This is a genomic window from Curtobacterium sp. SORGH_AS_0776 (assembly GCF_031453355.1).
In the GTDB taxonomy this organism is placed as follows: Bacteria; Actinomycetota; Actinomycetes; order Actinomycetales; family Microbacteriaceae; genus Curtobacterium.
Genome location: NZ_JAVIYU010000001.1, coordinates 942658 through 967025 on the forward strand (window position 1 = coordinate 942658; position 24368 = coordinate 967025).

Sequence of the window (24368 nt, forward strand, 5' to 3'; positions counted from 1 at the left end):
CATGCGAGACACGCTCGCTCCCCTGGCCCCGCTCGAGCCGTTCCTCGTCGACGGGACCTGGACCGCACCGGACGGCGCCGAGCTGCTCGACGTCCTCGACCCGGCGACGGAGGCCCTGCTCACCCGGGTGCCGCAGGCCGGCCCCGTCGAGATCGACGCCGCCGTCGCCGCCGCCCGCCGGGCGCACGAGGATCGCCGGTGGAGCGGCATGAGCCCGCACGACCGCAGCCGGATCCTGGGTCGCGTCGCCGACCTCATCGAGGAGCGGCTCGAGGAGCTCGCCGTACTCGAGACCCGCGACAACGGCAAGCCGATCGAGCGGTCCCGTGCGGACACCGCGACCTCGGCCCGGGTCTTCCGCTACTACGCGGGTGCGCCGTCGCGCCTGACCGGCACCGTCGTCCCGGTCGACGGTGGGCAGCACCACGTCTACACGACCCTCGAGCCAGTCGGCGTCGCGGCGCTCATCCTGCCCTGGAACTTCCCGATCATGACCGGGGCGTTCAAGCTCGCACCCGCGCTCGCCGCCGGGTGCACGGTCGTCGTGAAGCCCGCCGAGCAGACGCCGCTCACGATGCTCCGCGTCGCGGCGATCTGCGAGGAAGCCGGTGTCCCCGCCGGTGTCGTCAACGTCCTGACCGGTGACGGCCGCGTCGGCGCGGCGCTCACCGCGCACCCGGGCGTCGACAAGGTCTCGTTCACCGGCAGCACCGAGGTCGGTCGCAAGGTGATGACCGCCGCGAGCGCGGACTTCAAGCGACTGACGCTCGAGCTCGGCGGCAAGAGCCCGAACATCGTCTTCGAGGACGCCGACCTCGACGCGGTCGTCGTCACCGCGATGCGTGCGTCGTTCGGTCACTCCGGCCAGATGTGCACCGCCGGCAGTCGGCTGCTCGTCCAGCGATCGGTGCTCGACGCGGTCACCGAGCGTCTCGTCGCCGCCGTCCGGAAGGTCCCGGTCGGCGACGGCCTCGACGGCGGGATCACCGTCGGACCGCTCGTGTCCGAGGAACAGCGGCAGCAGGTCCTCGGGTACATCGAGCAGGGCAAGGCCGAGGGCGCGACGGTCGCGGTCGGCGGCGGCGTCCCCGAGCGCCCCGGGTACTACGTCGAACCGACGCTCTTCACCGGTGTCTCGAACACGATGACCATCGCGCGCGAGGAGATCTTCGGGCCCGTCGTCGGGGTCATCCCGTTCGACGACGAGGACGAGGCGATCGCCATCGCGAACGACCAGACGTACGGACTCGCGGCCGGCGTCTGGACACGCGACCTCGCGCGAGCGCACCGGATGGGCCAGCGCCTGCACGCCGGGACGGTGTGGGTGAACACCTACAACCTGTTCGACCCGGCGCTGTCCTTCGGCGGCGTCGGGGAGTCGGGTCTCGGCCGGGACCTCGGCGAGGAGGCGCTGCGGGCGTTCTGCGAGTCGAAGAGCGTCGTCATCGCGCTCTGAGCCCACGCCCGGGGTCGCGACCCGGGCCGCGGCCACCGTCGTGCCAGCCGAGCGCGGGCACGGCGGTGAGCTGCAACAGGGCGAGCACCACCAGGGCCCAGCCGGAACCCACGGCGGACACCAGGACCCCGCCCGCGAGCGACCCCAGGGCGTAGCCGGCGCTCGTGACGGCCGAGAACACGCCCACACCGGTCGCACGGCTCCGGTCGTCGAGTGCTCGAGTGGCCAGGATCGTGAGCGTCGGGAACAGCGGTGAGTAGCCGGCGCCGACCAGCACGGCCCCCGCGGCGGCCGTCGGGAAGTCGCGCGCGAGGGCGAGGACGACGAGTCCGGCGGCGAGGACGACCAGGGCGCCCCTCGCCGTGCGGACGGGTCCAATCCGGTCCGGCAGGCCGCCGAGGAGCAGTCGCACGCCGACGACGCTCGCCGCGAAGACGGTGAAGACGTTCGCGGCGCCGGTCAGCCCCTGCGCGCCGACGCCCTGTCCGACGAGGTGCTGGATGAGGAACGCGATCATGAAGCCCTCGGCGGCCCATGCGACGAGTCCGGCGACGCCGGGGCGCACCACCGCGCGCAGCACCGGTGCGAGGCCGCTCCCCGTCGGCCGGGTCGAGCTGCGGTGCGCCAGCGGGGGGACCGGCGCCGACCCGCCGCGGGCGAGCAGCGCCACGGCGAGCCCGCCGAGCTGTGCGCCGATCGCGACGATCCACACGGTGCGGTGCCCCGCGGACTGGTACAGGTTCTCGCCGACGACCGGCCCCAGCGCGAGGCCGATCCAGACGGCGAGCCCGAACAGGCCGAGTGCGCGGCTCCGCTGCGTCACGGGGATCTCGGCGACGACCCAGGCGGTCAGGGCCGTGGCGGTCGCGGCGTTGCCCGCACCGAACACGACGCGGCTGACCGCGAGCGCCGGGAGGCTCAGTGCGACGAGCACGACCCCGAGCCCGACCGCCGCCAGCAGCCCGGCGCCGAGCAGCACACGACGTGCTCCGAGCCGGTCGCTCAGGACGCCGGCCACGGGCATGGCCCCGATCGCGACGAAGCCCGCGAGCGAGACGAGGAGTCCGCCGAGTGCCGGGTCGGCGCCGAGCTGGTCCGTCGCCAGGCGCGGGACGACCGGGGTGCTCGCGCCGTTCACGACGTACCCGGCGGTCGAGGCCAGGACGAGGAGCCAGAAGGCCGTTCCCCGGACGCCGGTCTCGGCGAGCGGTCTCACGCCCCGGCTCGGCGCGGGCGGCACTCCAGGCTGAGCCACAGCTCGAAGCAGGCGCTCCGCGACAGGGCCGTCGCGCCGATGGACGCCCGGCCCATCCGACCGACGTCCGGCCCGAACACGTCGAAGAGCAGGTCGCTCGCCGCGTTCGACACCTGGTTCAGCTGTTCGAAGCCGGGCGGGCAGAGGACGAAGCACAGCCCTCGGGAGAGTGCGGCGACCTCGTCCAGCGAGCCGAGTGCGTACCGGATCATGCCGAGGGCGTTCACCGCCGTGTACCGGGCGGCCTCCTGCGCCTGCTCGAGCGTGATGTCGACGCCCACGGCGCCCGGGTGCAGCATCGTGCCGTCCCGCGACTCCGGCGTCATGCCGCTCAGTTCCAGCAGGTCACCGGTGCGGTGGAACGCGCGGAGCGAACTGCCGTAGCGGCCACCGTAGGGCGGGTTCGCGTAGTCCGGGATGACGAGTCCGAGTTCCTGGGCGCGGGCTTCAGCGGAGTGCTCCATGCGGCAACAGTATCCGGCGGTGGCGTGAATGGATACAACCTGTTTATGATGGGATCCATTCAGCGTCCGGGGGTGACGCGCACGAGGGAGGACCCGCCACATGACGATCGGTCTGGAGGACGGCACACGCGCCGACCCGGCAACGGCGGTGATCGACGTGGCCGCCGAGCGGTCACGCACGGCCGGCACCGCGGGACGCCACTACTTCAACGCGGCCGGCGCCGGCCTGGTCAGCGACGGTGTCCTGGAGGCCGTGGTCGCCCACCTGCGTCGCGAACAGCGGGTCGGTGGGTACGAAGCAGCCAACGAGGTCGCCGACGACGTCGCAGCGGTGTACACGTCGGCCGCCGCGCTGCTCGGCGCCGAGGCGGACGAGATCGCCCTGTTCGACAGCGCGACGAGCGGCCTCCGCGGCGTCTTCGACGCGCTCCGGCTCGGTGCCGGCGACACCGTCGTCGCGCCACGGTCGAGCTACGTGAGCCAGGCGCTCCGGCTGCTCGCCATGCAGCGGCACGACGACGTCCGGCTGGTGGTCGTGCCGAGCGACGCCAGCGGTGCGATGGACCTCGAGGCGCTCGAGGGTGCCGTCGCCGGGGCCACCGGTCGGGTCGTGGTGAGCGCCGTGCACGTCCCGACATCGTCCGGGCTCGTCGAACCGGTCGCCGAGATCGCGGCCGTCGCCCGTCGGCACGGGGCCCTCACGGTCGTCGACGCCACGCAGTCCGTGGGCCAGATCGACATCGACGTCCGGGCCGTCGACTGCGACGCACTCGTCACGACCGGCCGGAAGTTCCTCCGTGGTCCGCGCGGGACGGGCATGGCGTACCTGCGTCGCGGCACGCTCGAGGGCGTCGGTGCGTGGGCGCCGGATGTCCGCGGTGCGGTCTGGACGGGCGAAGATGAGTGGACGATGGACGGGACCGCCAGGCAGCTCGAGACGTGGGAGTGCTCCGTCGCCGCGCGGCTCGGCCTCGGGGTGGCGCTGCGCGAGGCGCTCGAGCGTGGACCCGCGGCGACCGAGGCGCACCTCGTCGGCCTCGGCTCCCGGATCCGGGACGCCCTCGACGGTCTCGACGGCGTGCGCGTCGCCGACCCGGTCGCGTCACCCTCCGCGATCGTCACCTTCACGGTCGACGGGGTCGCCTCGAAGGAGGTCTCCGCGCGACTGCGCCACCGCCGGATCGACTCGATCTCGGTTCCAGCCAGCCACGCGCAGTGGGACCTCGGAGCCCGCGGACTGCCCAGTGTCGTCCGGGTGTCGCCGCACGTGTACAACGACGACGAGGACGTCCGGGTCCTGCTCGACGGCATCGCCGACGTCGTGGCCGAGGCCCGGGCATGACCGCGGTGCACGACGTCGTCGTCCTCGGTCTCGGGATCCACGGGTCCGCGGCGACACACGAACTCGCCCGCCGTGGCCTCGACGTCGTCGCGGTGGAGCGGTTCGCCCCGGGGCACACCAGGGGCTCGTCGCACGGCGCGACGCGGATGATCCGCCGCGCCTACCCGAGCCCGGTCTGGAACGACCTGGTCGACCGTGCGTACCGCGGGTGGGAACGGTGGGGGACCGCAGCCGGTGCGCCCTTCCTGCACCCGACCGGCGGACTGTACGCCCACCGGGGCGAGCCGACGATGCAGGGCGGGGCGAGCCTCCCGGTCGATCGCGAGGCGTGGCGGACGCTCGCGCCCTCACTGCGTCCCCCCGAGACGTACGGGGCGGTCCACGACCCCGACGCCGGCGTCCTCGAGGCCGCACGTGCGCTCGCCTTCGCGCAGTCGGCGGCCGCTGCGGCCGGAGCCGACCTGCGCTTCGGCGAGACCGTGCTCGACCGGCGGGTCGACGACGGCGTCGTCACGGTCCGCACCGACCGCGGCAGCATCCACGCTCGCCGCCTCGTCCTGGCCGGCGGCGCCTGGGCGTCGCAGCTCGTGCCGGAGGCTGCCGCGTTCTTCGAGGTCTGGCGCATCGTCACCCTCACCGTCCCGACCGGTCAGGCGATCGCGCAACCGCCCGCACTCGGGTGCTTCTCCGTCGACCTGCCGGAGGGACTCGTCTTCGGCCTGCCCGAGGCCGCCGGGTCGGGCGCCAAGATCGGGATCGACGCCGGCCCGGTCTGGGACCCCGACGTGCCCGTCGCACCGCCGACCGAGGCGCAGGCCGCCCACCTGGCCGAGCTCTTCGAACGGTTCGTCCCCGGGATCGACACCGCGGGCGGCGAGGCGATCGCCTGCCTGTACACGATGACGCCGGACAAGCGCTTCGTCGTCGGGGCGCTGCCGAACGAGCCCGAGGTCCTCGTGGCCGCCGCCTGCTCCGGGCACGGGTTCAAGTTCGGGCCGGCGATCGGCGAGGCCGTCGCCGACCTGGTCCAGGGCGTCGACCGTCCTGATCTCGACTTCCTCAGCCCCGCACGGATGGTGACCACCGCATGACCGAGCCCACCGCACCCGGGTCCCGTCGGGTCGCCGTCGCCGCACCGCACCCCGCCGCGCTCGACGCCGCGGCCGAAGCGGTCGCGGCCGGCGGCGACGCGATCGACGCCGCGCTCGCAGCCGCCGCAGCGCTGACCGTCGTGTACCCGCACCAGTGCAGCATCGGCGGTGACCTCGTGGCCCTCGTCCGTCGGCCCGGACACGGCGTGACCGCCGTGGTCTCCGCCGGCGCCGCTCCGAGCGGGATCGACGTCGCCGCGCTCGCGCAGCAGGAGCGGATGCCGCGGCAGGGCGCGCAGACCGTCACCGTGCCCGGCGTCGTAGCCGGCTGGCAGGCGATCGACGCGCTCGGCGGCCGGCTGGGCCTCCGTCCGGCGCTGCTCCGAGCCGCCGGACTCGCGGCCGAGGGGGCACCGGTCTCCGCCGGCCTCGCCCGTGCCGTCGCGCTCCGCGAGCACGAGATCCGCGCCGACGCCGGCATGACCGACGTCTTCGGCGACGGCGCCGGCGGGCTGCTCGGCACGGGCGACCGGCTCGTGCAGCCCGCGCTCGCCGCGACGCTCACCGAACTGGCTGCGGACCCGGGCGCGATGTACCGCGGTCGGATCGCCGCGTCGATCACGGCACGGCTCCGGGAACTGGGCGGCGCGCACACCGAGGCAGACTTCGCCGCGCACGAGGCCGAGCTCGCCGAGCCGGAGCAGGCCGACGTCGCCGGCGTCCGATGGTGGGTGGCGCCGCCGCCCACGCAGGGCGTCGTGCTGCTCGGCATCCTGCCGGAGGCGCTCGCCGACGCGGCGGGAGCCGCTGACCGCACGGCCGAGCTCGTCGACGCCGTGCACCGCGCCGCGCTCGTCCGGCAGGCCGAGCTGGGCGACCCCCGTGGCGGTCCGATCGACGTCGCCGCGATGACGGATCCGCGCGACACCGGCCGCGCGGGCACCCTGCCCCGGGCCGGACGTGCACTCGGCGACACGGTCGCGGTGACCGCGGCGGACACCGACGGCACCGTGGTCACCCTCATCCAGAGCGTCTACCAGCTGTTCGGGTCGGGCATCCTCGACCCCGGTACCGGGGTCGTCCTGCACAACCGCGGCTCCGCCTTCAGCACGGACCCCGCGCACCCGGGCCACGTCGGTCCCGGTCTGCGCCCGCCGCACACACTGCTGCCGGTCATCGCCGAGACCGACGGTCTCGTCGTCGCCCTCGGGTGCCAGGGCGGCAGCGCCCAGCCGTGGATCCTCGCCCAGGTCGCCAGCGACCTCGTCGACGCCGACAGCGACCCCGTGGCCGTGCTCGGCCGCCCGCGCTTCGTGGTCGGTGCGCGCGATCTCGGCCACGAGGAGATGACGCTCGTCGCCGAACCGGGGACCGACGACGCGATCGCCGCCGCGGGAGTGCTCGGCCTGCCCGTCGCACGGACCGCCGGCCCGGTCGACGAGGCCGGGCACGTCCAGACCGTCCGACTGCACGCCGACGGCCACCTCGACGCCGCGAGCGATCCCCGCGCGGACGGTCGCGCCGTCGTCCTGCACGCCAACTGATCCCCGATCCACCCGAGAAGGAAGCCCATGAGCAGCACCGCCCACGTCCTCGATCCGCTCACCTCCGCCGAGATCGCCTCCTTCGTCGCCGCGGTCCGCGGTTCCGGTCGGATCGGTGCACGACCGCGCTTCTGGGGGATCGCCCTCGACGAGGAGAAGGCCCGGGGGACCGTGGCCGGCGGTGCCCGGCCGGTCCGCATGGTCGTGATGGACCCGGACGCCCACGCCGCCTGGGAGGTGCGCGGCTGGACCGCGGGCCCGGACTCGCCGGCGATCGTCGAGCTGTGGACCGACGTCGACCACCGCCGCCCGGGTGTCTCGAGCGACGAGGCCCGGCTCATCGCGCAGGCCGCTCGGAAGTCGCCGCTCATCATCGAGGCGCTGGCCAAGCGCGGCATCACCGACACCTCGCTCGTCTGGGTCGACCCGGAGTCGATCACCGGCTTCGTCCCGGAGGACCTCGCCGACCGCCGTCTCAGTTGGGGCACCGTCTGGTACCGCGAGTTCCCCGAGGACAACGGCTACGCCCGGCCGGTCGCGGGGCTCGTCCCGATCCTCGACCTGGACACGCTCGAGGTCATCCGCATCGAGGACCACGGCGTCGTCCCGATGGCGAGCGAGACCGGCGTCTACACCTCCGGCACCTGGGGGCCGGACCGCGAGGTGTCGGCGCTCGACATCGTCCAGCCGGACGGTCCCGGCTTCACGATCGACGGACACGAGGTCCGCTGGCAGAACTGGACGTTCCGAGTCGGCTTCTCGCACCGCGAGGGGCTCGTGCTGCACGACCTGTCCTACCGCGACGGCGACGTCGAGCGACCGGTGCTGCACCGCGCGGCCGTCAACGAGATGTACGTGCCGTACCTGGACAGCGACCCGACCGCGTACCGGAAGAACTTCTTCGACTGGGGCGAGTACGGCGCCGGCCCGCTCACGGCGAGCCTCGAGCTCGGCTGCGACTGCCTCGGGGAGATCCGGTACTTCGACGTCGACTTCCTGGACGGCCACGGCGAGCCGCAGACCATCGTCAACGGCATCTGCCTGCACGAGGAGGACGACTCGATCCTCTGGAAGCACGTCAACACCCGCACCGGCAGTGCCGAGGTCCGGCGCAGCCGTCGACTCGTGATCTCGAGCTTCGCGACCGTGGCGAACTACGACTACGGCTTCTACTGGTCGCTCTACCAGGACGGCTCGATCGAGCTCGAGGTGAAGCTCACCGGGATCATGTCGGTGTCCGGCATCGCCGACGGGGAGACGCCGCGGTACGGCCGGATGGTGGCGCCGAACGTCCAGGCACCGACCCACCAGCACTACTTCGCCGTCCGCCTCGACACCGCCGTCGACGGGCCGTTGAACCGGTTGGTCGAAGTGCACGCCGAGCCCGAGCCCGACGAGGCCCTGAACCCCTACGGCAACGCCTGCATCGCGGTCGAGACGCCGATCGGTTCCGAGGCCGACGGCGCCCGGATGACCGACCCGGCGCGCGCGCTGCACTGGCGCATCGAGAGCGAGTCGGCGCAGAACCGGTACGGCGAGAGCACGGCCTACCGACTGGCCGTCCAGAACACGGCCCAGCTGCACGTCCGGCCCGGCAGCATCGTGGAGCGCAAGGCGCCGTTCGTCGCGAAGCACCTGTGGGCGAGCGCGTTCGACCCCGAGGAGCGCTTCATCGCCGGCGAGTACCCGAACCAGGGCGAGCTCGGTGACGACGGGGTGCACGTCTGGCAGCAGGCGGACCGGTCGCTCGAGAACGAGCGGCTCGTGCTGTGGCCCGTCCTCGGCGTGCACCACTTCCCGCGGCCCGAGCAGTGGCCGATCATGCCCGTCGACCGGATCGGCTTCCGGCTCGAACCGGACGGCTTCTTCGACCGGAACCCCTCGCTCGACGTCCCGCCGTCGGCGACCGACCACTGCGCGCCGGGGGCCGGCCACGACCACGCCGGGCACGACCACGACGTGCACTCGGCACACGACGGGCACGTCCACGCCGAGCAGCAGCACGACCACGAGGGCGGCCGCTGATGCCCGCGCCCGAGCACACCCCGGAGCACCTCGCCGACTGGTCCGCCGTCCGCCTGGCCGACGCCGTCGCCACCCGCGAGGTGTCGGCGGTGGAGGTGATGCGCGCCCACCTGGACCGGATCGAGGAGCGTAACCCGCGCCTCCGGGCAGTCGTCTCCCAGCAGCCAGACTCGGTCTCGCTCGCCGCCGCGGAGGCCGCCGACCGCCGCACCGCCGAGGCCCGCGCCGCCGGCGAACCCCTCCCGCTCCTGCACGGTCTGCCCACCGCGGTGAAGGACCTGATGGACGTCGCCGGCCTGCCGACCACGAACGGTTCGGCGGCCTTCGCCGACGCGCGTCCGGCCGAGCACGACAGCGTCCTCGCGACGCTCCTGCGCGATGCCGGCGCGATCATCATCGGGAAGACGAACACGCCGGAGATGGGGCAGGGCGTCCTCACCTTCAACCCGGTGTTCGGCACGACCGTGAACCCCTGGGACACCTCGCGGCACGCCGGTGGATCGAGCGGTGGGGCCGCGGCGGCCCTGGCCGGACGGATGCTGCCGATCGCCGACGGCTCCGACAGCGGCGGGAGCCTGCGCTACCCGGCCGCGTTCTGCAACGTCGTCGGTGTCCGGCCGAGCCCCGGTCGTGTGCCGAGCGGCCGGACCGGCAACGCCTGGACGCCGCACGGGGTCACCGGGCCGATGGCGCGCGACTCGGCGGACGCAGCGCGATTCATGGACGCCCTGGCGGTCGAGCAGTCGGTCTGGCCGATGTCCGCGATGACCCGGCACCCGGTGCGTCCGGTCGAGGTCGACGGACTCCGGGTCGCGTGGAGCGACGACGCCGGCGGCCTGCCGATCGACCCGTCGGTCCGAGCCGTGCACCGTGCGTTCGCCGAGCAGCTCACGGGCCTCGGGGCGGTGGTCGAGGCGTCCGAGCCCGACTTCGCCGGCGCCGACGAGGCCTGGGAGACCATCGAGACGTTCGAGTTCTTCCTCGGCGGTCGGCACGCCGTCTACGCCGGAGCGAAGGGGTTCCGACCGGACTACGTCCGCAACGTCGAACAGGGGCGCGCCACGACCGCGACGCAGCTGGCCGACGCGTACGAGCGGCGGACGCGCCTGTACCGGGACACGGCCGCGGTCCTCGACCGGTACGACGTGCTGGTCCTGCCGGCGACACCGGTCGTCGCGCCGCCCGCCGACGTCGAGTGGGTCGACGAGGTCGACGGGCACCGCTTCGAGCGCTACTTCACGTGGCAGATGCTCGCGAACCGGCTCACGCTGACCGCGCACCCCGTCGTGGTGACCTCCGCCGGGTTCACGCCGGAGGGGCTGCCGGTGGGCGTGCAGGTCGTCGGGCGGTACGGCCGCGAGGCGCAGCTGCTCGCGGTGACGCGCGCGATCGAGGAGGCCACCGGCTGGATCCGGCGGGCTCCGACCCGGTAGACGAGGCGGGAGGCCGGGAGGCGCGGGTCGACCCCGCCTCTCGGGCTCGGCCGGGTGCTCGACTCAGCCGGTGAAGACGGTGGACGAGCGGCGCTCGTACCAGTGGGCGAGGTGCTCGCCGGCCCGGAGCACGTGGTCGCGCATGAGCCCGGCCGCACGCTCGTGGTCACCGGCGACGAAGGCCTCGATGAGTTCCTCGTGCTCGCGGAAGTTCTCCTCGCGGTGCCGGGAGTTCTCGCGCAGCACGAGTGCCGAGACGTTGCGCGGGAACGCGTCGTTGATCTCGACGAGCATGCGGGTCAGTCGGGTGTTGCCGGACGCCTGGTAGATGAGCCCGTGGAACTGGTCGTTGTCGACGCCCTCGCGCTGCTTCGGCTGCTCCCCCTCGGCCGCGGCGAGCGAGCGCTCGTACATCGCCTGGTTCACCGACCGCAGCTGCGTGATGGTGGCGTCGTCGAGGCGGTCGACGGCGCGACGGGCGGCGAGGGACTCGAGCTCGGCGCGGACCTCGTAGGCCTCGCGGACCTCCCACGGCACGGGCACGCGCACGATGGCGCCGCGGTTCGGCACGACCTCGATGAGCCCGCCGGTCTGCAGCTGCCGCAGGGCCTCGCGTACCGGGGTGCGGCTGATCCCGAACTGTGCCGCGAGGTCGGCCTGGCGCAGCGGGGCGCCGATCGGGATCTCGCCGGACATGATCTTCGCGCGGATCCGGGCGGCGAGGTCGTCGACGAGTGCGTTGCCGTCGGTGGTGGTCACGGAAGTGGTCTCCTCGGTGCGTCATCGCAGCGAGCCCCCGCTGCGGATCCAATCCTGCCAGGTGTTGGATCCCGTTGCCGGATCCGACTCACCCATGATTGGATCCAATCATGACCGTGCTGATCGCCGTGACCCTCAGTGGGTCGCTCGTGGCCCTCGTGCTGGGCGCCGCCGGGCACCGGCGCGTGGGGTGGTCGGCGCTCGTCGGCGAGGTCGTGATGCTCGCCGCGATGGCGGACGTCCACCTGCCGGCCCTGGGCCTCGTGCCGGCGCCGTTCTGGGCGGTCGTGCTCGGCGGCTGCGCGATGGTGACCGCGCTGGTCGACCGCGTCCGCCGCCCGAGCCGCCCGCAGGGAGACCACCTGCACGCGCTCGGCATGCTGCTCGGCGCGGTGTTCGTGCTCCTGGGCACCGTGCACGCCGATGACGCCGGCGGCCACCACCACGGTGGGGCACTGCTGCTGCCGATCGCGGTCGCGGTCGCGGTGCACGTCGGCGCCGTCGCGTGGGGCGTCGGACGGCGCCGCGCCGCTCGCGTGGAGTCGGTGCGCCGGATCGCGTCGCTCGTCGGGGTGCTCGCGATGGGGGCGATGGCCGCCGTCCACTGAGCCACCCGGTCCCGTGACGGACGCGGACAAGGCGGGCCGCGCCTCCTGGACCGACCAGGCGCTACCAAATTGGATCCAATTCTGGCAGTATCGGATGACATGTGGGGCGGATCGTCCCCGCGAGCAGCCGACGAGGAGACGCCCACGATGATCATCGACGCCTACAACACCACGCAGGACCGCCGTGGCCGCAGCGACTACCTCAGTGGCGTCCGACCGGGCGAGGAGCCGCCCGCGTACACGCCGTTCGACGCGAACCGGATCCTCGACCGCATGGACGCAGCCGGTGTCGACCGCGCGATGGTGTGCTCGCTCGCCCAGGGGATCGAGAACGACTTCCTGATGGACCTCGTCGCCGCGCACCCGGACCGGCTGTTCGGCTTCGGGCAGGTGATGCCGCAGTGGGAGAACGCGACCGACGAGATCCGTCACTTCGCCGACGGCGGACTGGTCGGCCTGAAGCTGCACCCGAGTCTGCACGGGTACCACGTGGCGGACCACGGCCTGCTCGACCCGCTGTTCGAGGTGTGTGCTGAGCTGGGACTGCCCGTGCTCATCAACGCCCTCGACGACGCGTTCTGTGCGCCGTTCGCGATCGAGGAGATCGCAAAGGGCTTCCCGACGGTGCCGACGATCATCGCCCACATGGGCGCGGTGTGGAACGTGCCCGAGGCGATCATCGTCGCCGAGCGGAACCCGCACGTCTACCTCGAGACCTCGGCGACGCTGATGTCCGACGTCAAGCGCGCCTACGCCCGGCTGGGCGCGGAGAAGATCCTGCTCGGGTCCGAGTGGCCGGGCAGCGACTTCGACCTCGAACGCATGAAGATCGCGAAGGCGATCCCGGACGAGGCCGACCGGGCGCTCGTCGAGGGCGGCAACATGGCGCGGATCCTGGGCTGGTCGTGAGCGACGGGCGCGCACCGGCGTCGTCGGACCGTCCGGTCCTGGACGGGCCGCCTCCCGGCATGGACGCGGCCGACCGTTCGCTGCTCGCCGTCGCGACCGACGTGCTCGAGCGCCGGTACCGCGCCGGCGTCCACGAGGTCGCCGCGGCACTCCGCCTGGTGGACGGCACCGTCGTCACGGGTCTGCACGTCGAGGCGTCGGCGGGCAGGGCCTCCGTGTGCGCGGAGTCCGCGGCCCTGAGCGCAGCGGTCGTCGCCGGCGCTGCGGTCGAGTCCGTCGTCGGCGTCCTGCGTCGACCGAGCGGGACGCTGCACCTCATCGAGCCGTGCGGGGTCTGCGCCGAGCTGCTCGGCGACCACGCCCCGGACGCGCGGGTGTGGGTCGCGGTCGGCGACGGGTTCGGCCCGGTCGGCGTCGCGGAACTGCTGCCGTTCCGACGGCGCCGAGCGGCACGGAGCGTGTCGGACTCCGCGAGCGACGTCGAACTCCGCGACACCTGAGGTTTAACGCCGCTGTAACACCCACGACCCGTGCGGTGTCGGAAGCCGTCGGAGACTGGCGGCGACGGCGCGCACCGGTCCCCACCCGAGTGCACGATCCGTCGTGGAAGGAACCACCGCATGCTCGCCGTCTCCGGCAACCCCGTCCTGATCGTCGTCGACATCCAGGGCGGAGCCGCTTCGACGATGCCCACACCAGGCATCCCCGTCATGAGCGGTCGCGCGGAACGCGCGCCCCGCGTCCGCGACCTCATCGAGCACTGCCGGTCCGCCGGGGTGCCGGTCGTCTTCATCCAGGAGGTCCACAAGCCGGACCTCGTCGACATCGGCCGCGAACTCGACGGGGCCGAGGGCCCGCACTGCATCGAGGGTGACGAGCAGACGGAGCTCGCCTCGTGGATCGACCCCCGACCGGAGGAGTTCGTCATCCGCAAGCGTCGGTACTCGGCGTTCTTCGGGACGGAGCTCGAGATCGTGCTCAAGGCCTACCGCGCCGGCACCGTGCTGCTCGTCGGTGGTCTCACCGACGTGTGCATCCACTACACCGCGGCCGACGCCCACCAGCACGACTACGCGGTGCGGGTGCTCACCGACTGCGTCGCCGGGTCGAGCGAGCGTGCGCACGACGCGGCGCTCGAGGCGATCGCGTACCTGCAACGTGACGCGCTCGTGACCGCGGACGACGTGCGGTCGTGGCTCGACGAGCGGGAGCCGGCGCGTGCCTGATCGGCACGGCACACCGTCCGGCACTGCCCGGGTCGTCGTCGGGCACATCCGGACCATGGACCCCGCCGTGCCGACGGCCGAGGCGATGCTCGTCGACGGTGATCGGATCCGTGCGGTCGGGACCCTGGCCGAGGTGTTGGCGGCTGCCGCGGCGGCGATCGGCGCCGTCGCGGAGGACCACGTCGAGGGCACGGTGCTGCCGGGGTTCACCGACGCGCACGCTCACGCACAACGGGCCGGTCTCAAGGCGCTGCAGCTGCTCGACGACGAGGCGGACGCCGAGGCGTTCTCGGCCGTGATGCTCGCCGACGGCGATGCGGACCCGGACGCCCCGGACTGGCTCGGTGACGCTCCACCCACGATCGAGGACCGGCTCGCCGCGATCCGTCGGGTCCAACCGCTCCTCCATGCCATGGGGTTCACCGGGGTCGTCGACCCCGCGGTCACGCTCCCCGAGCTCGCCGGGTACCGCGAGGCGCACCGTCGTGGGCTGCTCACCATGCGCGTCGTCGCGATGCCCTACCCGGAACTCGGAACGCCCGCCGTTCCCGACGTCGACGCGGCGCTCGCCGTCCTCGGCTCGATCGACGGCGTCACCGGGGACGGCGACGACATGCTGCGGCTCGGCCCGATCAAGGTCTACTACGACGGCGAGGGCATGAAGGGTCAGGCCCTGCTCGAGCGTCCGTGGGCGGGGGGCGACCACGGCGTGCAGCGCATCTCGGCCGAGGAATTCGCTCGGCTCGCCACCTGGTGCGTCGAAGCGGGGTGGGGGCTCGGCGTCCACGCGGTCGGCAGTCGAGCGGTCGCCGAGGTCCTCGACGGCCTCGAGACGGCCGAGGGGCGCACCGGCCGACCCGTCGCACCCCTGCGGTGCCAGCTCATCCACGCCTACCTCGAACCGAGCCCGGCGAGCGCGGCACGGGCAGCTCGCCTGGGCGTGGTCGCGTCGCTGCAGCCCTCGATCGCCTGGAAGAACGCGGCCGGCCTCCGCCGACGGCTCGGTGACCGGGTGGACGAGGTGAACCCGATGCGCACGTGGCTCGACGCCGGGGCGGTCGTCGCGATGGGCTCGGACGCACCGTACTTCCCGTTCGACCCGCGCGAGGTCGTCCCGGTGGCCGCTGCCCGTCGGATGCGCGGGATCGACGAGCCCCTCGGCCCGCACCAGGCCACCTCGGTGCTCGAAGCCGTCGCGGCCTACACCCGAGGTGCGGCGCACGCCGCCTTCGCGGACGATCGGCGCGGTGTCCTGCGCGCCGGAGCCCTGGCCGACTGGGTGCTCCTCGACGTCGACCCGGGCGACTGCACCGCCGACGAGTTCGCCCGAGCACGTGTGCAACGGACGGTCGTGGGAGGGCGGACCGTCTTCAGCGCGGATCAGATGTAATCCACACGAAACATAGTTGGATGCGGATTGTCCTAGATTGGATCCAAGTTGGACCCGACCCTGGGACTGACTCCCTGGCATCACCCCGAATCCCATTGGAGGACAGCACCATGGTGAGGAAGCGCATCCTCGTCGGCGTCGCGGTGGCGACCGCCGTCGGGCTCTCCCTGAGCGCGTGCAGCACGTCCGGCTCCGCCGACGGCGGCAGCAGCGGCTCGACGACCAGCACGATCAACGCGGAGCTCTGGTACGCCCCGGCGACGTTCGACCCGGCGAAGGCCTCGGCCAGCTCGGACGTCGAAGTCGCCCGGCTCGGCTTCGACACCCTGCTCCGACAGGGCGAGGGCGACGACGGCGGGTACATCGGTGGCCTCGCGACCAAGTGGGACGCCGAGTCGGCCTCGAAGTACGAGTTCACCATCCGGGACGGGGCGACGTGCTCCGACGGCACCGAGATCACACCGAGCGTCGTCGCGAAGTCCTTCGAGTACCTCGTGGGCCTCGACGACTCCGGTGCGCAGACGTGGAAGAACCAGGCCTTCGGCTCCGGTGAACCGACCTTCACGCCCGACGACTCCGCCGGCACGCTCACGATCTCCCTCAGTTCGCCGTACTCGCAGTTGCTCGGCGGGCTCACCCGTCCGGGGACCGGCGTCATCTGCCCGGCCGGCATCGCCGACCCGAAGGGACTCGCCGCCGGAACCGTGAAGGGCGCGTGGTCGGGGCCGTACACCCTGACCAAGTCCTCCGCGGGCAAGAGCGTGCAGTACTCCCTCCGTTCGGACTACGACGCCTGGCCGGACTGGAAGACCGTCACCGGCAAGCCCGCCAAGACGATCAACATGACCGTGCAGGGCGACTCGAACACGAGCGCGAACCTGCTGCAGTCCGGTGGCGTCGACGTCGCGCGCTTCTACGACTCGAACGCCGAGCGCTTCACCGGCGGCGACTACTCGACCGTGAAGTTCGCCAGCTCGGCGTACAACCTCGTCTTCAACGAGGCCGAGGGCTCCGGCTCGGTGTTCGCCGGCGACCAGGCACTGCGTGCGGCGGTCGCCCAGGCGATCGACACCAAGGGCTTCAACAACGCCGGTCTCGACGGGCTCGGGGTCGCCCAGACCACCGTCAACGCCGCGAGCTACCGGTGCGCCGTCGACGGCTCCTCCATGGTGCAGTCGTACGACCCGAAGGCAGCGGCGAAGGAGCTCACGGGCAAGACCATCCGCCTGCTCATCATGTCGAACTGGGACCCCGCGGCGGACTTCCTCGCGGAGTCGCTGCGGAACGCCGGGGCGACCGTGAAGGTCTCCGCGCCGGACCCCGCCGACTGGACGACGCAGATGCGCACGAAGCCGGACACCTGGGACGTCGCGGTCGCGGCCGAGGACGCCCAGGTCGGCCTGATCAACCTCTCCATCGCCCGGTACCTCGGCCCGACCTACCCCGAGGGCGGCACCAACGTGTCCTCGAGCGACAACCCCGAGGGACTCAAGGCCTACGAGGCCGCGATGGCGACGACCGACGAGGACCAGCAGTGCGCGGACTTCGCCACGGCGCAGAAGTCGATCCTCGAGCGCGTCGACATGACCCCGCTCATCACCGACACGCACCGCTACGTCGCCCGCAAGGGCTTCGAGACGCACGTCTTCTCGGGCTACTGGGACCCGTCCGCCATGCGGATCGTCTCGTGACCGACTGACGCGACACCACCCAGCACCACCCCACCACCGCCCGGACCGGAGCACCTGGAGGACCCGCGATGAGCACCACCACCGTCGACCATCCCCCCGTGCCCGGTCCGGGCACCCCGGACCCGCAGGGCGCCCCCGCCGCCACGGCTCCCCGAGCCGCCGGCCTCGGGGGCGCCTGGCGCCGGTTCCTGCTCCGCCGCGCGGTCGGCCTCGTCGTCAACCTCGCGCTGCTCGTCCTCGTGACGTTCCTCATCGTGCAGCTCATCCCCGGCGACCCGGCCACGGCCATCGCCGGCCCCACGGCGTCCCTCGCGCAGGTCGAGCTCGTCCGGCACCAGCTCGGCCTCGACCAGCCGCTCCCGGTCCAGCTCTGGCACTACGTCGCCGGGGTCGTGCAGGGCGACTTCGGGGACTCGTACAAGTACCGCGCACCCGCCATGGACATCGTCATGACCGCGGTGCCGTACACGCTCACCATCACGATCGTGGCCGTCCTGCTCCTGCTCGTCCTCGGGCTCGCGCTCGGGATGACCGTCGGCGTGCTGACCCGCGGCGACCGCCACCGCTGGCTCGACGTGACGTTCACCGCGGTCACCGGACTCATCTCCTCGATCCCGACCTACGTGCTCGCCACCGGGTTCGTCGTCGTCTTCGCGGTCCTGCTGCACGTGCTCCCGCCGGCGTACTCGCCGGCGTACGACTTCGGGGCCGCCGCCGTGCTGCCCATCGCCTCGCTCACCGTCGGCGGCACCTGCTCCGTCGCCCGCATCGTCCGTCGGGAGACCGCGGTCATCCTCGAACAGGACTACATGCGCACCGCGCGCGGCTGGCGGCTCCCGGCGCTGTCGATCTACGCGAAGCACATGCTGCCGAACCTGCTCACCACGGCTCTGACGCTCTCCGGCATCATCCTGACCGCCCTGCTCGGCTCCGCACTCATCACCGAGGCGGTGTTCGCCTGGCCCGGGCTCGGCGGCGTGATCGTCCAGGCGATCGCGGTCGACAAGGACTACCCGGTGATCCGCGCCGCGGTCTTCGTGATCGGCCTGATCTCCCTCGTGATCACCCTCGTCATCGACATCATCCTGGGTCTCATCGACCCGCGCACCCTCGGAGAGAAGCGTGGCTGACACCATCACCGCAGTCCGAGCCGCCACCGTCGATCGGCCCGCGCGACCCCGTGCCTTCGCCTGGAACGCGGGCCTCGTCGTCGGACTCGCGATGTTCGCCCTGATCCTCGTCGTCGCCGTCGTCGCTCCGTTCGTGCTCGGTGCGCAGGCGACGGGGATCGGCGGCACCGCGGGACTCGGGTCGACCGCCGCGCACCCGCTCGGCACGGACACCCTCGGCCGCGACATGCTCGCCCGCACGCTCGTCGCCACCCGCGCGACCGTGCTCATGGCGCTCGCGGCCACCGCGCTGTCGGCCGTCGTCGGCATCGCGCTCGGCATCGGCGTGTGGCTCGCGCCGCGTCGGCTCCGCGAGTTCGGCCTCCGTGCCATCGAGTTCGCCGTCAGCTACCCGACGATGCTCGTCGCGATCATCGTGGCCGCGATCCTCGGGCAGGGCATGGTCCAGGTGGTGGTCGCCATCGCCGTCGCGAACATCGCCGGGTTCGCCCGACTGACCGCGAACCTCGCCGCGAAGATCTCCACCAGCGAGTACGTCACGACGGCCCGGCTGATGGGCGTCCCTGCGCACCGGGTCGCCGTCCGGCACGTGCTGCCGAACATGGCCGAACCGACGCTCATCCTCATCGCCGGCGCGTTCTCCGGTGCACTCGTCGAGATCTCCGGCCTGTCCTTCATCGGCCTCGGCGCGCAGACCCCCGCGTTCGACTGGGGCACCCTGCTCAACGACGGCCTCGACCGCATCGTGGTGAACCCCGTCGTCATCGTCGGCCCCGCGGTCGCCCTGACCTTCGCGTCGCTCGCCGCCCTGCTCGTCGGCGACGGCCTCGCCGCGGCCGCGAACCCCCGCTCGAACACGACCCGCGCCCGGACGACCCGTGCGTCAGGGGCCCCGACGCTCGCCGTCGAGGAGGACGCGGTCCTGGTCGCCGACGGCATCACCGTGCTGCACGGCGCGAGCGGACGCCCCCTCGTGGACGACGTCTCGTTCACGATCCGTCGCGGCGAGGTGCTCGGGATCGTCGGCGAGTCCGGTTCGGGCAAGTCCCTCACCGCCTCCGTCGTCGCCAAGCTCCTCGGCGAGGGGCTCGAGGCGTCCGCCCGCCGGCTCGAGCTCGGCGGGACCGACCTGCTCGGCCGCGTGCCGGACCGCGAACTCGCGGCGCGGATCGGCCTGGTCTACCAGGACCCCGGAACCGCCCTGAACCCGGCGATGGTCCTCGGCATCCAGCTCTCCGACGTGCTCCGGATGCGCCTGCGCCACAGCCGCCGCGACGCGATGCGCCTGCTCACCCAGGGGTTCCGGGCCGTCAAGCTGACCGACCCCGAAGGCCGCCTGCGGCAGTACCCGCACCAGCTGTCCGGCGGGATGAAGCAGCGCGCGATGATCGCGTCCGCGATGAGCACGAAACCGGACCTGCTCATCGCCGACGAGCCGACCACGGCACTCGACGTGACCGTGCAGCGCGAGGTGCTCACCGTGCTGAAGCGCATGAACGAGGAGTCCGGCACCGCCGTGCTCTTCATCTCGCACGACCTCGGCGTCGTCCGCGCGCTGTGCGACCGCGTGCTCGTGATGCGGAACGGCACGATCGTCGAACGCATCGACGACGTGGCCGGCCTGTCCCCGGACACGGTCGAGCACCCCTACACGAAGCAGCTGCTCGCGGCCACGCCGGTCGTGACGGTCCCCTCGGAGCAGACGGAGGCGCACGCGTGACCGACACCGACCCGATGATCGACGTCCGCGCGCTCGACGTGGCGTTCGGTTCGACGACCGTCCTGCACGGGGTCGACCTCCGTCTCGAGCGCGGCCGCACCGTGGGCATCGTCGGCGAGTCCGGCTCCGGCAAGTCCACGCTCGCCAAGGTGCTCGTGGGCACGGTGAAGCCGGCGGCCGGGAGCGTGACGGTCGACGGCGTCGACCTCGGCTCGGCACACCGGTCCGCCCTGCACGCCGCCCGGCGCCGCATCCAGATGATCCCGCAGGACCCGTACTCGTCGCTGTCCCCGCGACGCACCGTGGCGCAGACACTCGCCGAAGCGATCGACCCGATCCGCCCGCGCGTGGCGACCCACGAGGAGCGCATCGGCGGCTGGCTCGAGCGCGTCGGCCTCTCACCGGACATGATGCACCGGTACCCGCACGAGTTCTCCGGTGGGCAGCGGCAGCGGATCGCGATCGCCCGTGGGCTCGTCATCGACCCGCACCTCGTCATCGCCGACGAGATCACCTCGGCGCTCGACGTGTCGGTGCAGGTCCAGATCCTCGAACTGCTCGCCGACATCAAGGAGTCGCTCGGCCTGACGATGGTGTTCATCTCGCACAACCTCGCCGTCGTGCAGCGCGTCAGCGACGAGGTCGTGGTCCTCTACCAGGGCGAGGTGGTCGAGTCCGGCCCCGTGGAGCAGATCTACGCCGACCCGCAGCACTGGTACACGCGCCGGCTGCTCGACGCGGACCCCGGCTCCGCCCGCTTCAGCCTGACCGGCTGACCGACACGGAAGGGCCCGTCAGTGGCGGCACGACTCCCGACGACCCCGCACGCCCCCGGTGTGCTCCGACTGGTCGGAGCGACCCTCGTCGACGGCACCGGCGCACCGCCGCGCGCCGACGCCGAGGTCGAGCTGCGCGACGGCGTCGTCACGTACGCCGGCCCACGACGTCCCCCGGCAGCCGGGATCCCCGTCGCCGACCTCACGGGCACCTGGCTGCTGCCCGGCTTCGTCGACACGCACGTGCACCTCAGCATGGTGCCGACCGCCCCGGAGGAGCAGCGGGGCCGGTTCCCCGAGGAGGACGTGCTCGAGGTCGCCGAGGTGCTCCGCTCCACGCTGGACGCGGGCGTCACCACGGCGCGCGACCTCGACGGCCTCACCCCCGGCTACCGGAACGCCGTCGCGCGCGGCACCGTGACCGGTCCGCGGCTGCACCTCGCGATCGCGATGCTCTCGCCCACCGGTGGGCACGCCGATCCCGTCCGACCGAACGGCTCGCTCCCGGCGTGGGCGGTCCGGTCGGGGATGCCCGAGCCCGGGGTGGTCGACACCGACGACGACATCGTCCGCACCGTCCGCGCGCTGCTCCGCACGGGTGCCGACGCGATCAAGGTCTCCACCTCCGGCGGGGTCGGGTCACCCACCGACGACCCCGACGACGTCGGCATCACCGAGGAGCAGGTCCGTCTGGTCGTCCGGCTCGTCCGCGAACGCGGCGGACGCCCGGTCACGGCGCACGCCCTGACCGACGCCGCGGCCCGCGCGGCCGTGCTCGGTGGGGCGTCGAGCATCGAGCACGGGTACGCCCTCAGCGACGAGACCATCGCCCTCATGGTCGAGCGTGGGACGGTGCTGGTCCCCACCCTCAGCACGCTGCTCCGCGAACTCGACCCGGCCACCGCCTCCGAGGAGCGACTCCGCCACCGCGCCGCGCTCCACGAGCGCGGGCTCGACAGTGTCCGCCGCGCCCTCGCGGCCGGGGTCCCCGTCGCGCTCGGTACCGACGCCGGTGTCCACCCGCACGGCCGGAACCTCGCGGAGCTCGCACGACTCGTGCAGGTCGGACTCTCCCCGCTCGCCGCCGTCACGGCCGGCACCCTCCAGGGGGCGCGCCTCCTCGGACTGGAGGCGCGGCTCGGCTCCGTCGAGCCCGGCAAGGAGGGCGATCTGGTCGTCACGCGCGTCGACCCGCTGACCGACGTCGGTGCGCTCGCCGACGCTGCCAGCGTGCGCGCGGTCCTGCAGTCCGGACGCGTGGTGAAGGACCTCGACGGCCTGGTGACCACGGCCTCCTGACCGTGGTCACCACCCGCCGTTCAGGCGACCGCGGCGACGGCGCGCTCGATGACCGCGACGACCCGCTCCGGAGCCGCGTGGGCCACGGCGTGGCTGGTGTCGACCTCGTCGGCGTCGGCGTCCATGCGCGTGACGAAGTCGCGCTGGATCTCCGGCAACAGGTGCCGGTCGCTCGTCGCCACCAGGTACCAGCTCGGCCGGGTCGCCCACGCGGGCTCGCCGGTCGGCTGCTGGAACGCGGCGTCCGCGGTCACGCGGCGCTCGTACCGCGCGGCGCGCAGGACGTCGTCGGGCACGTCCCAGGCGAGCGCCGCGCGGGACTCCTCGTCGTCCCGGGTGATCCACTCGCCGTCCGGGCCCCGGTGCGTGTAGCGCGACACGAGTGCGGGCTCGTACCGTTCGACGATCGCGGAGACCGACTCACCGGTGTCGGGGGCGAACGCCGCGACGTAGACGAGACCGACGACCCGCTCGTGCGTGCCGGCGTTCGTGATGACCGCGCCGCCGTACGAGTGCCCGACGAGCAGCACCGGACCGTCGACCGCGTCGACCAGTGCACGCACCGATGCCGCGTCGTCCCGGAGCGACGTCATGGCGTTGTCGGCGAGCGTGTACGCGATCCCGCGGGCGCGCAGGAGCGGTGCGACGGAGGACCACGCCGACGGCGACCCGCCGGCACCGTGGACCAGGACGACGTGCACCGCCGGGGCACTCACGAGCCGACCGCCGCGACGAGGGGGAGCAGGACGGTCGGGGCCGGTGCTGCCTCGCGTCCGGCGAACGGCACCGGCTGGCAGACCATGAGGTAGTCGCCCGGCTCGACGGCGGACAGGTCGGCGTTCTCGAGGATCACGACGCCCGCCCCGCACAGTGCGACGTGCGTCGGCCACGCCTCCGTGTGGGCCGGTGCTTCCATCGTCATGTAGTCGATGCCCGCGAACCGCACCCCGTGCTCGACGAGCCACGCGGCTCCGGTGGGTCCGAGGCCGACCCACGTCTCGGAGCGCACGTTCCGTGTCAGCGCGTCGGTGGAGTTCCGTGTGCGGAAGAGCACGCGTTCGGCTCCGGCGGCTCCGGCGGCGGCCAGGTCCTCGGCCGTGATCTCCTCGGCGACGTGGCGCAGATCGAGGACGCGGACCGGCCCGACCACACTGTCCATCGCGATCTCGTCGACCGTGGTCGCCCCCGGGACGAAGTGGGACGGGGCATCGACGTGCGTGCCGGTGTGGGCGCCGATCAGCCACCGGGAGACGTCCGAGGGGTACCCGTCCGCGATCTCCTCGACCATCTCGAAGGTCGGCCGACGCCCCCAGTGCAGCATCTCGGTGTGGATCGGGATGTTGATGTCGATCGCGTCGGTCATGGGTTCCTCCCGGAACTACGGCACAATGGATTCGGTTTCTACTGAATTGTATCCAATGCGAGGCGAGGAGCAAGCATGGTCCGATCGGTCCGCGACCTGGAGCCGGACGAGATCGCGATCTCGGGGCGTCCGCGTCGGCTCGTCCCCCTCGTGCTCGGGTGGGAGCCCATCCCCGAGTCGATCTCGTTGCGCGGGGGCGACCCGGCCCGGTTCCTCCTCGAGCCGGTGACGGCCGTCGCGGTGGTGTTCGACGAGGGCTGGGTGCTCGTCGACGGCGGCTTCGACCTCGGCCGCGTCCGGGATCCCGAGCAGCGCGCCGCCCACTACGACCACGAGAGCTACACCGCCGTCGTGCCACCGGGTGACGCACTGGCCGAGGGCGTCGCCGTCGCCGGACTCGCGTGGGAGACGCTGGCGGCGTGCGTCATCTCGCACGTGCACCTCGACCACACCGGTGGTCTCCGGCTCGTCGCACCGGGGACACCCGTCGTACTGCAGCGCCGCGAGTGGGACTGGCTGCGGAGTGGGATCGGGCGGCGGGAGACCGTCGTGGTCGACGACGTGCTCGCCGCCGACGTCGCCGTGCTGCTGGTCGACGGGGATGCCGACCTGGCCCCGGGGCTCACCGTGCTCGACACCCGCGGGCACACCCCGGGCCACCAGTCGGTCCGGATCGACCTGCCGGACCGCTCGGTGGTGCTCGCGTGCGACGCGGCCGACCTCGAGCGGAACCTGACCGAGCGGACGCCGTGCGGGTGGGTCGGTGTGGCCGGTGACGAACCCGACGCCCAGCGGTCCGTCGACCGGCTGGCCGACCTCACCGGGCTGCCCGGCGTCGAGGTCTGGCCCGGTCACGACCCGGGGTGGGGGCCCTGGGTTCGCTGATG

General features: G+C 72.9%; 22 protein-coding genes. 17 read left to right on the forward strand and 5 right to left on the reverse strand.

What is annotated here, in order from left to right; genetic code table 11:
* Window position 1 precedes the first annotated feature (1 nt).
* Window positions 2-1456, forward strand: a complete 1455-nt coding sequence (locus tag QE359_RS04780) for an aldehyde dehydrogenase family protein (RefSeq protein ID WP_309777916.1) — start codon at window positions 2-4, stop codon at window positions 1454-1456.
* Here QE359_RS04780 and QE359_RS04785 read toward each other — a convergent pair.
* Entirely contained in the window at window positions 1443-2672 is a 1230-nt protein-coding gene (locus QE359_RS04785; protein ID WP_309777918.1) for an MFS transporter, read from the reverse strand. The two genes, QE359_RS04780 and QE359_RS04785, sit on opposite strands and share 14 nt — an antisense overlap.
* A complete protein-coding gene (locus QE359_RS04790; RefSeq protein ID WP_309777920.1) occupies window positions 2669-3175 on the reverse strand; it encodes a RidA family protein in 507 nt (168 codons plus the stop codon). Before QE359_RS04790 ends, QE359_RS04785 begins: the two co-directional genes overlap by 4 nt.
* A gap of 100 nt (window positions 3176-3275) precedes the next feature.
* Between QE359_RS04790 and QE359_RS04795 the strand changes: the two genes are divergently transcribed.
* The 5 genes from QE359_RS04795 to QE359_RS04815 are packed head-to-tail and all read left to right on the forward strand — an operon-like array spanning window position 3276 to window position 10610.
* Window positions 3276-4517, forward strand: coding sequence for an aminotransferase class V-fold PLP-dependent enzyme (locus QE359_RS04795; protein ID WP_309777922.1), 1242 nt, complete (start codon window positions 3276-3278; stop codon window positions 4515-4517).
* The gene (locus QE359_RS04800; protein WP_309777926.1) at window positions 4514-5608 is read left to right on the forward strand and encodes an FAD-dependent oxidoreductase; all 1095 of its coding nucleotides are present in this window, start codon (window positions 4514-4516) and stop codon (window positions 5606-5608) included. The genes QE359_RS04795 and QE359_RS04800 overlap by 4 nt, the downstream gene beginning before the upstream one ends.
* A complete protein-coding gene (locus QE359_RS04805; protein ID WP_309777928.1) occupies window positions 5605-7152 on the forward strand; it encodes a gamma-glutamyltransferase in 1548 nt (515 codons plus the stop codon). The genes QE359_RS04800 and QE359_RS04805 overlap by 4 nt, the downstream gene beginning before the upstream one ends.
* A 27-nt stretch (window positions 7153-7179) precedes the next feature.
* The gene (locus QE359_RS04810) at window positions 7180-9177 is read left to right on the forward strand and encodes a primary-amine oxidase (protein WP_309777930.1); all 1998 of its coding nucleotides are present in this window, start codon (window positions 7180-7182) and stop codon (window positions 9175-9177) included.
* A complete protein-coding gene (locus tag QE359_RS04815; protein WP_309777931.1) occupies window positions 9177-10610 on the forward strand; it encodes an amidase family protein in 1434 nt (477 codons plus the stop codon). The genes QE359_RS04810 and QE359_RS04815 overlap by 1 nt, the downstream gene beginning before the upstream one ends.
* Window positions 10611-10673: 63 nt before the next feature.
* Here the strand turns inward: QE359_RS04815 and QE359_RS04820 are convergent, their stop codons facing one another.
* Window positions 10674-11369, reverse strand: a complete 696-nt coding sequence (locus QE359_RS04820) for a GntR family transcriptional regulator (protein WP_309777933.1) — start codon at window positions 11367-11369, stop codon at window positions 10674-10676.
* 110 nt (window positions 11370-11479) lie between these two features.
* Between QE359_RS04820 and QE359_RS04825 the strand changes: the two genes are divergently transcribed.
* From QE359_RS04825 to QE359_RS04870, 10 genes are all read left to right on the forward strand, one after another.
* Window positions 11480-11977 (forward strand): hypothetical protein, encoded by a 498-nt coding sequence (locus tag QE359_RS04825; protein ID WP_309777934.1) that lies wholly within the window; start codon window positions 11480-11482, stop codon window positions 11975-11977.
* A gap of 147 nt (window positions 11978-12124) precedes the next feature.
* Window positions 12125-12886, forward strand: coding sequence for an amidohydrolase family protein (locus QE359_RS04830; protein ID WP_309777936.1), 762 nt, complete (start codon window positions 12125-12127; stop codon window positions 12884-12886).
* Window positions 12883-13386: a hypothetical protein gene (locus tag QE359_RS04835; protein ID WP_309777938.1), complete on the forward strand. Its 504-nt coding sequence runs from the start codon at window positions 12883-12885 to the stop codon at window positions 13384-13386. The genes QE359_RS04830 and QE359_RS04835 overlap by 4 nt, the downstream gene beginning before the upstream one ends.
* Before the next feature lie 120 nt (window positions 13387-13506).
* Entirely contained in the window at window positions 13507-14112 is a 606-nt protein-coding gene (locus tag QE359_RS04840) for a cysteine hydrolase family protein (RefSeq protein ID WP_092387987.1), read from the forward strand.
* Window positions 14105-15502: an amidohydrolase family protein gene (locus tag QE359_RS04845; protein ID WP_309777941.1), complete on the forward strand. Its 1398-nt coding sequence runs from the start codon at window positions 14105-14107 to the stop codon at window positions 15500-15502. Before QE359_RS04840 ends, QE359_RS04845 begins: the two co-directional genes overlap by 8 nt.
* 110 nt (window positions 15503-15612) lie before the next feature.
* Window positions 15613-17193 (forward strand): ABC transporter substrate-binding protein, encoded by a 1581-nt coding sequence (locus tag QE359_RS04850; protein WP_309777942.1) that lies wholly within the window; start codon window positions 15613-15615, stop codon window positions 17191-17193.
* A gap of 68 nt (window positions 17194-17261) precedes the next feature.
* Entirely contained in the window at window positions 17262-18323 is a 1062-nt protein-coding gene (locus tag QE359_RS04855; RefSeq protein WP_309777943.1) for an ABC transporter permease, read from the forward strand.
* Window positions 18316-20043, forward strand: coding sequence for a dipeptide/oligopeptide/nickel ABC transporter permease/ATP-binding protein (locus QE359_RS04860; protein ID WP_309777944.1), 1728 nt, complete (start codon window positions 18316-18318; stop codon window positions 20041-20043). Before QE359_RS04855 ends, QE359_RS04860 begins: the two co-directional genes overlap by 8 nt.
* Window positions 20040-20819 carry an ATP-binding cassette domain-containing protein gene (locus QE359_RS04865; protein WP_309777946.1) on the forward strand — a complete coding sequence of 260 codons (780 nt, stop codon included), beginning with the start codon at window positions 20040-20042 and terminating at the stop codon, window positions 20817-20819. Before QE359_RS04860 ends, QE359_RS04865 begins: the two co-directional genes overlap by 4 nt.
* Window positions 20820-20840: 21 nt before the next feature.
* Complete coding sequence (locus QE359_RS04870) at window positions 20841-22118, forward strand: amidohydrolase family protein (RefSeq protein WP_309777948.1); 1278 nt, start codon at window positions 20841-20843, stop codon at window positions 22116-22118.
* 20 nt (window positions 22119-22138) lie between these two features.
* Here the strand turns inward: QE359_RS04870 and QE359_RS04875 are convergent, their stop codons facing one another.
* Window positions 22139-22834: an alpha/beta hydrolase gene (locus QE359_RS04875; protein ID WP_309777950.1), complete on the reverse strand. Its 696-nt coding sequence runs from the start codon at window positions 22832-22834 to the stop codon at window positions 22139-22141.
* Window positions 22831-23481 (reverse strand): cyclase family protein, encoded by a 651-nt coding sequence (locus QE359_RS04880; RefSeq protein ID WP_309777951.1) that lies wholly within the window; start codon window positions 23479-23481, stop codon window positions 22831-22833. Before QE359_RS04880 ends, QE359_RS04875 begins: the two co-directional genes overlap by 4 nt.
* A gap of 75 nt (window positions 23482-23556) precedes the next feature.
* Between QE359_RS04880 and QE359_RS04885 the strand changes: the two genes are divergently transcribed.
* A complete protein-coding gene (locus QE359_RS04885; protein WP_309777952.1) occupies window positions 23557-24366 on the forward strand; it encodes an N-acyl homoserine lactonase family protein in 810 nt (269 codons plus the stop codon).
* Window positions 24367-24368: the final 2 nt, after the last annotated feature.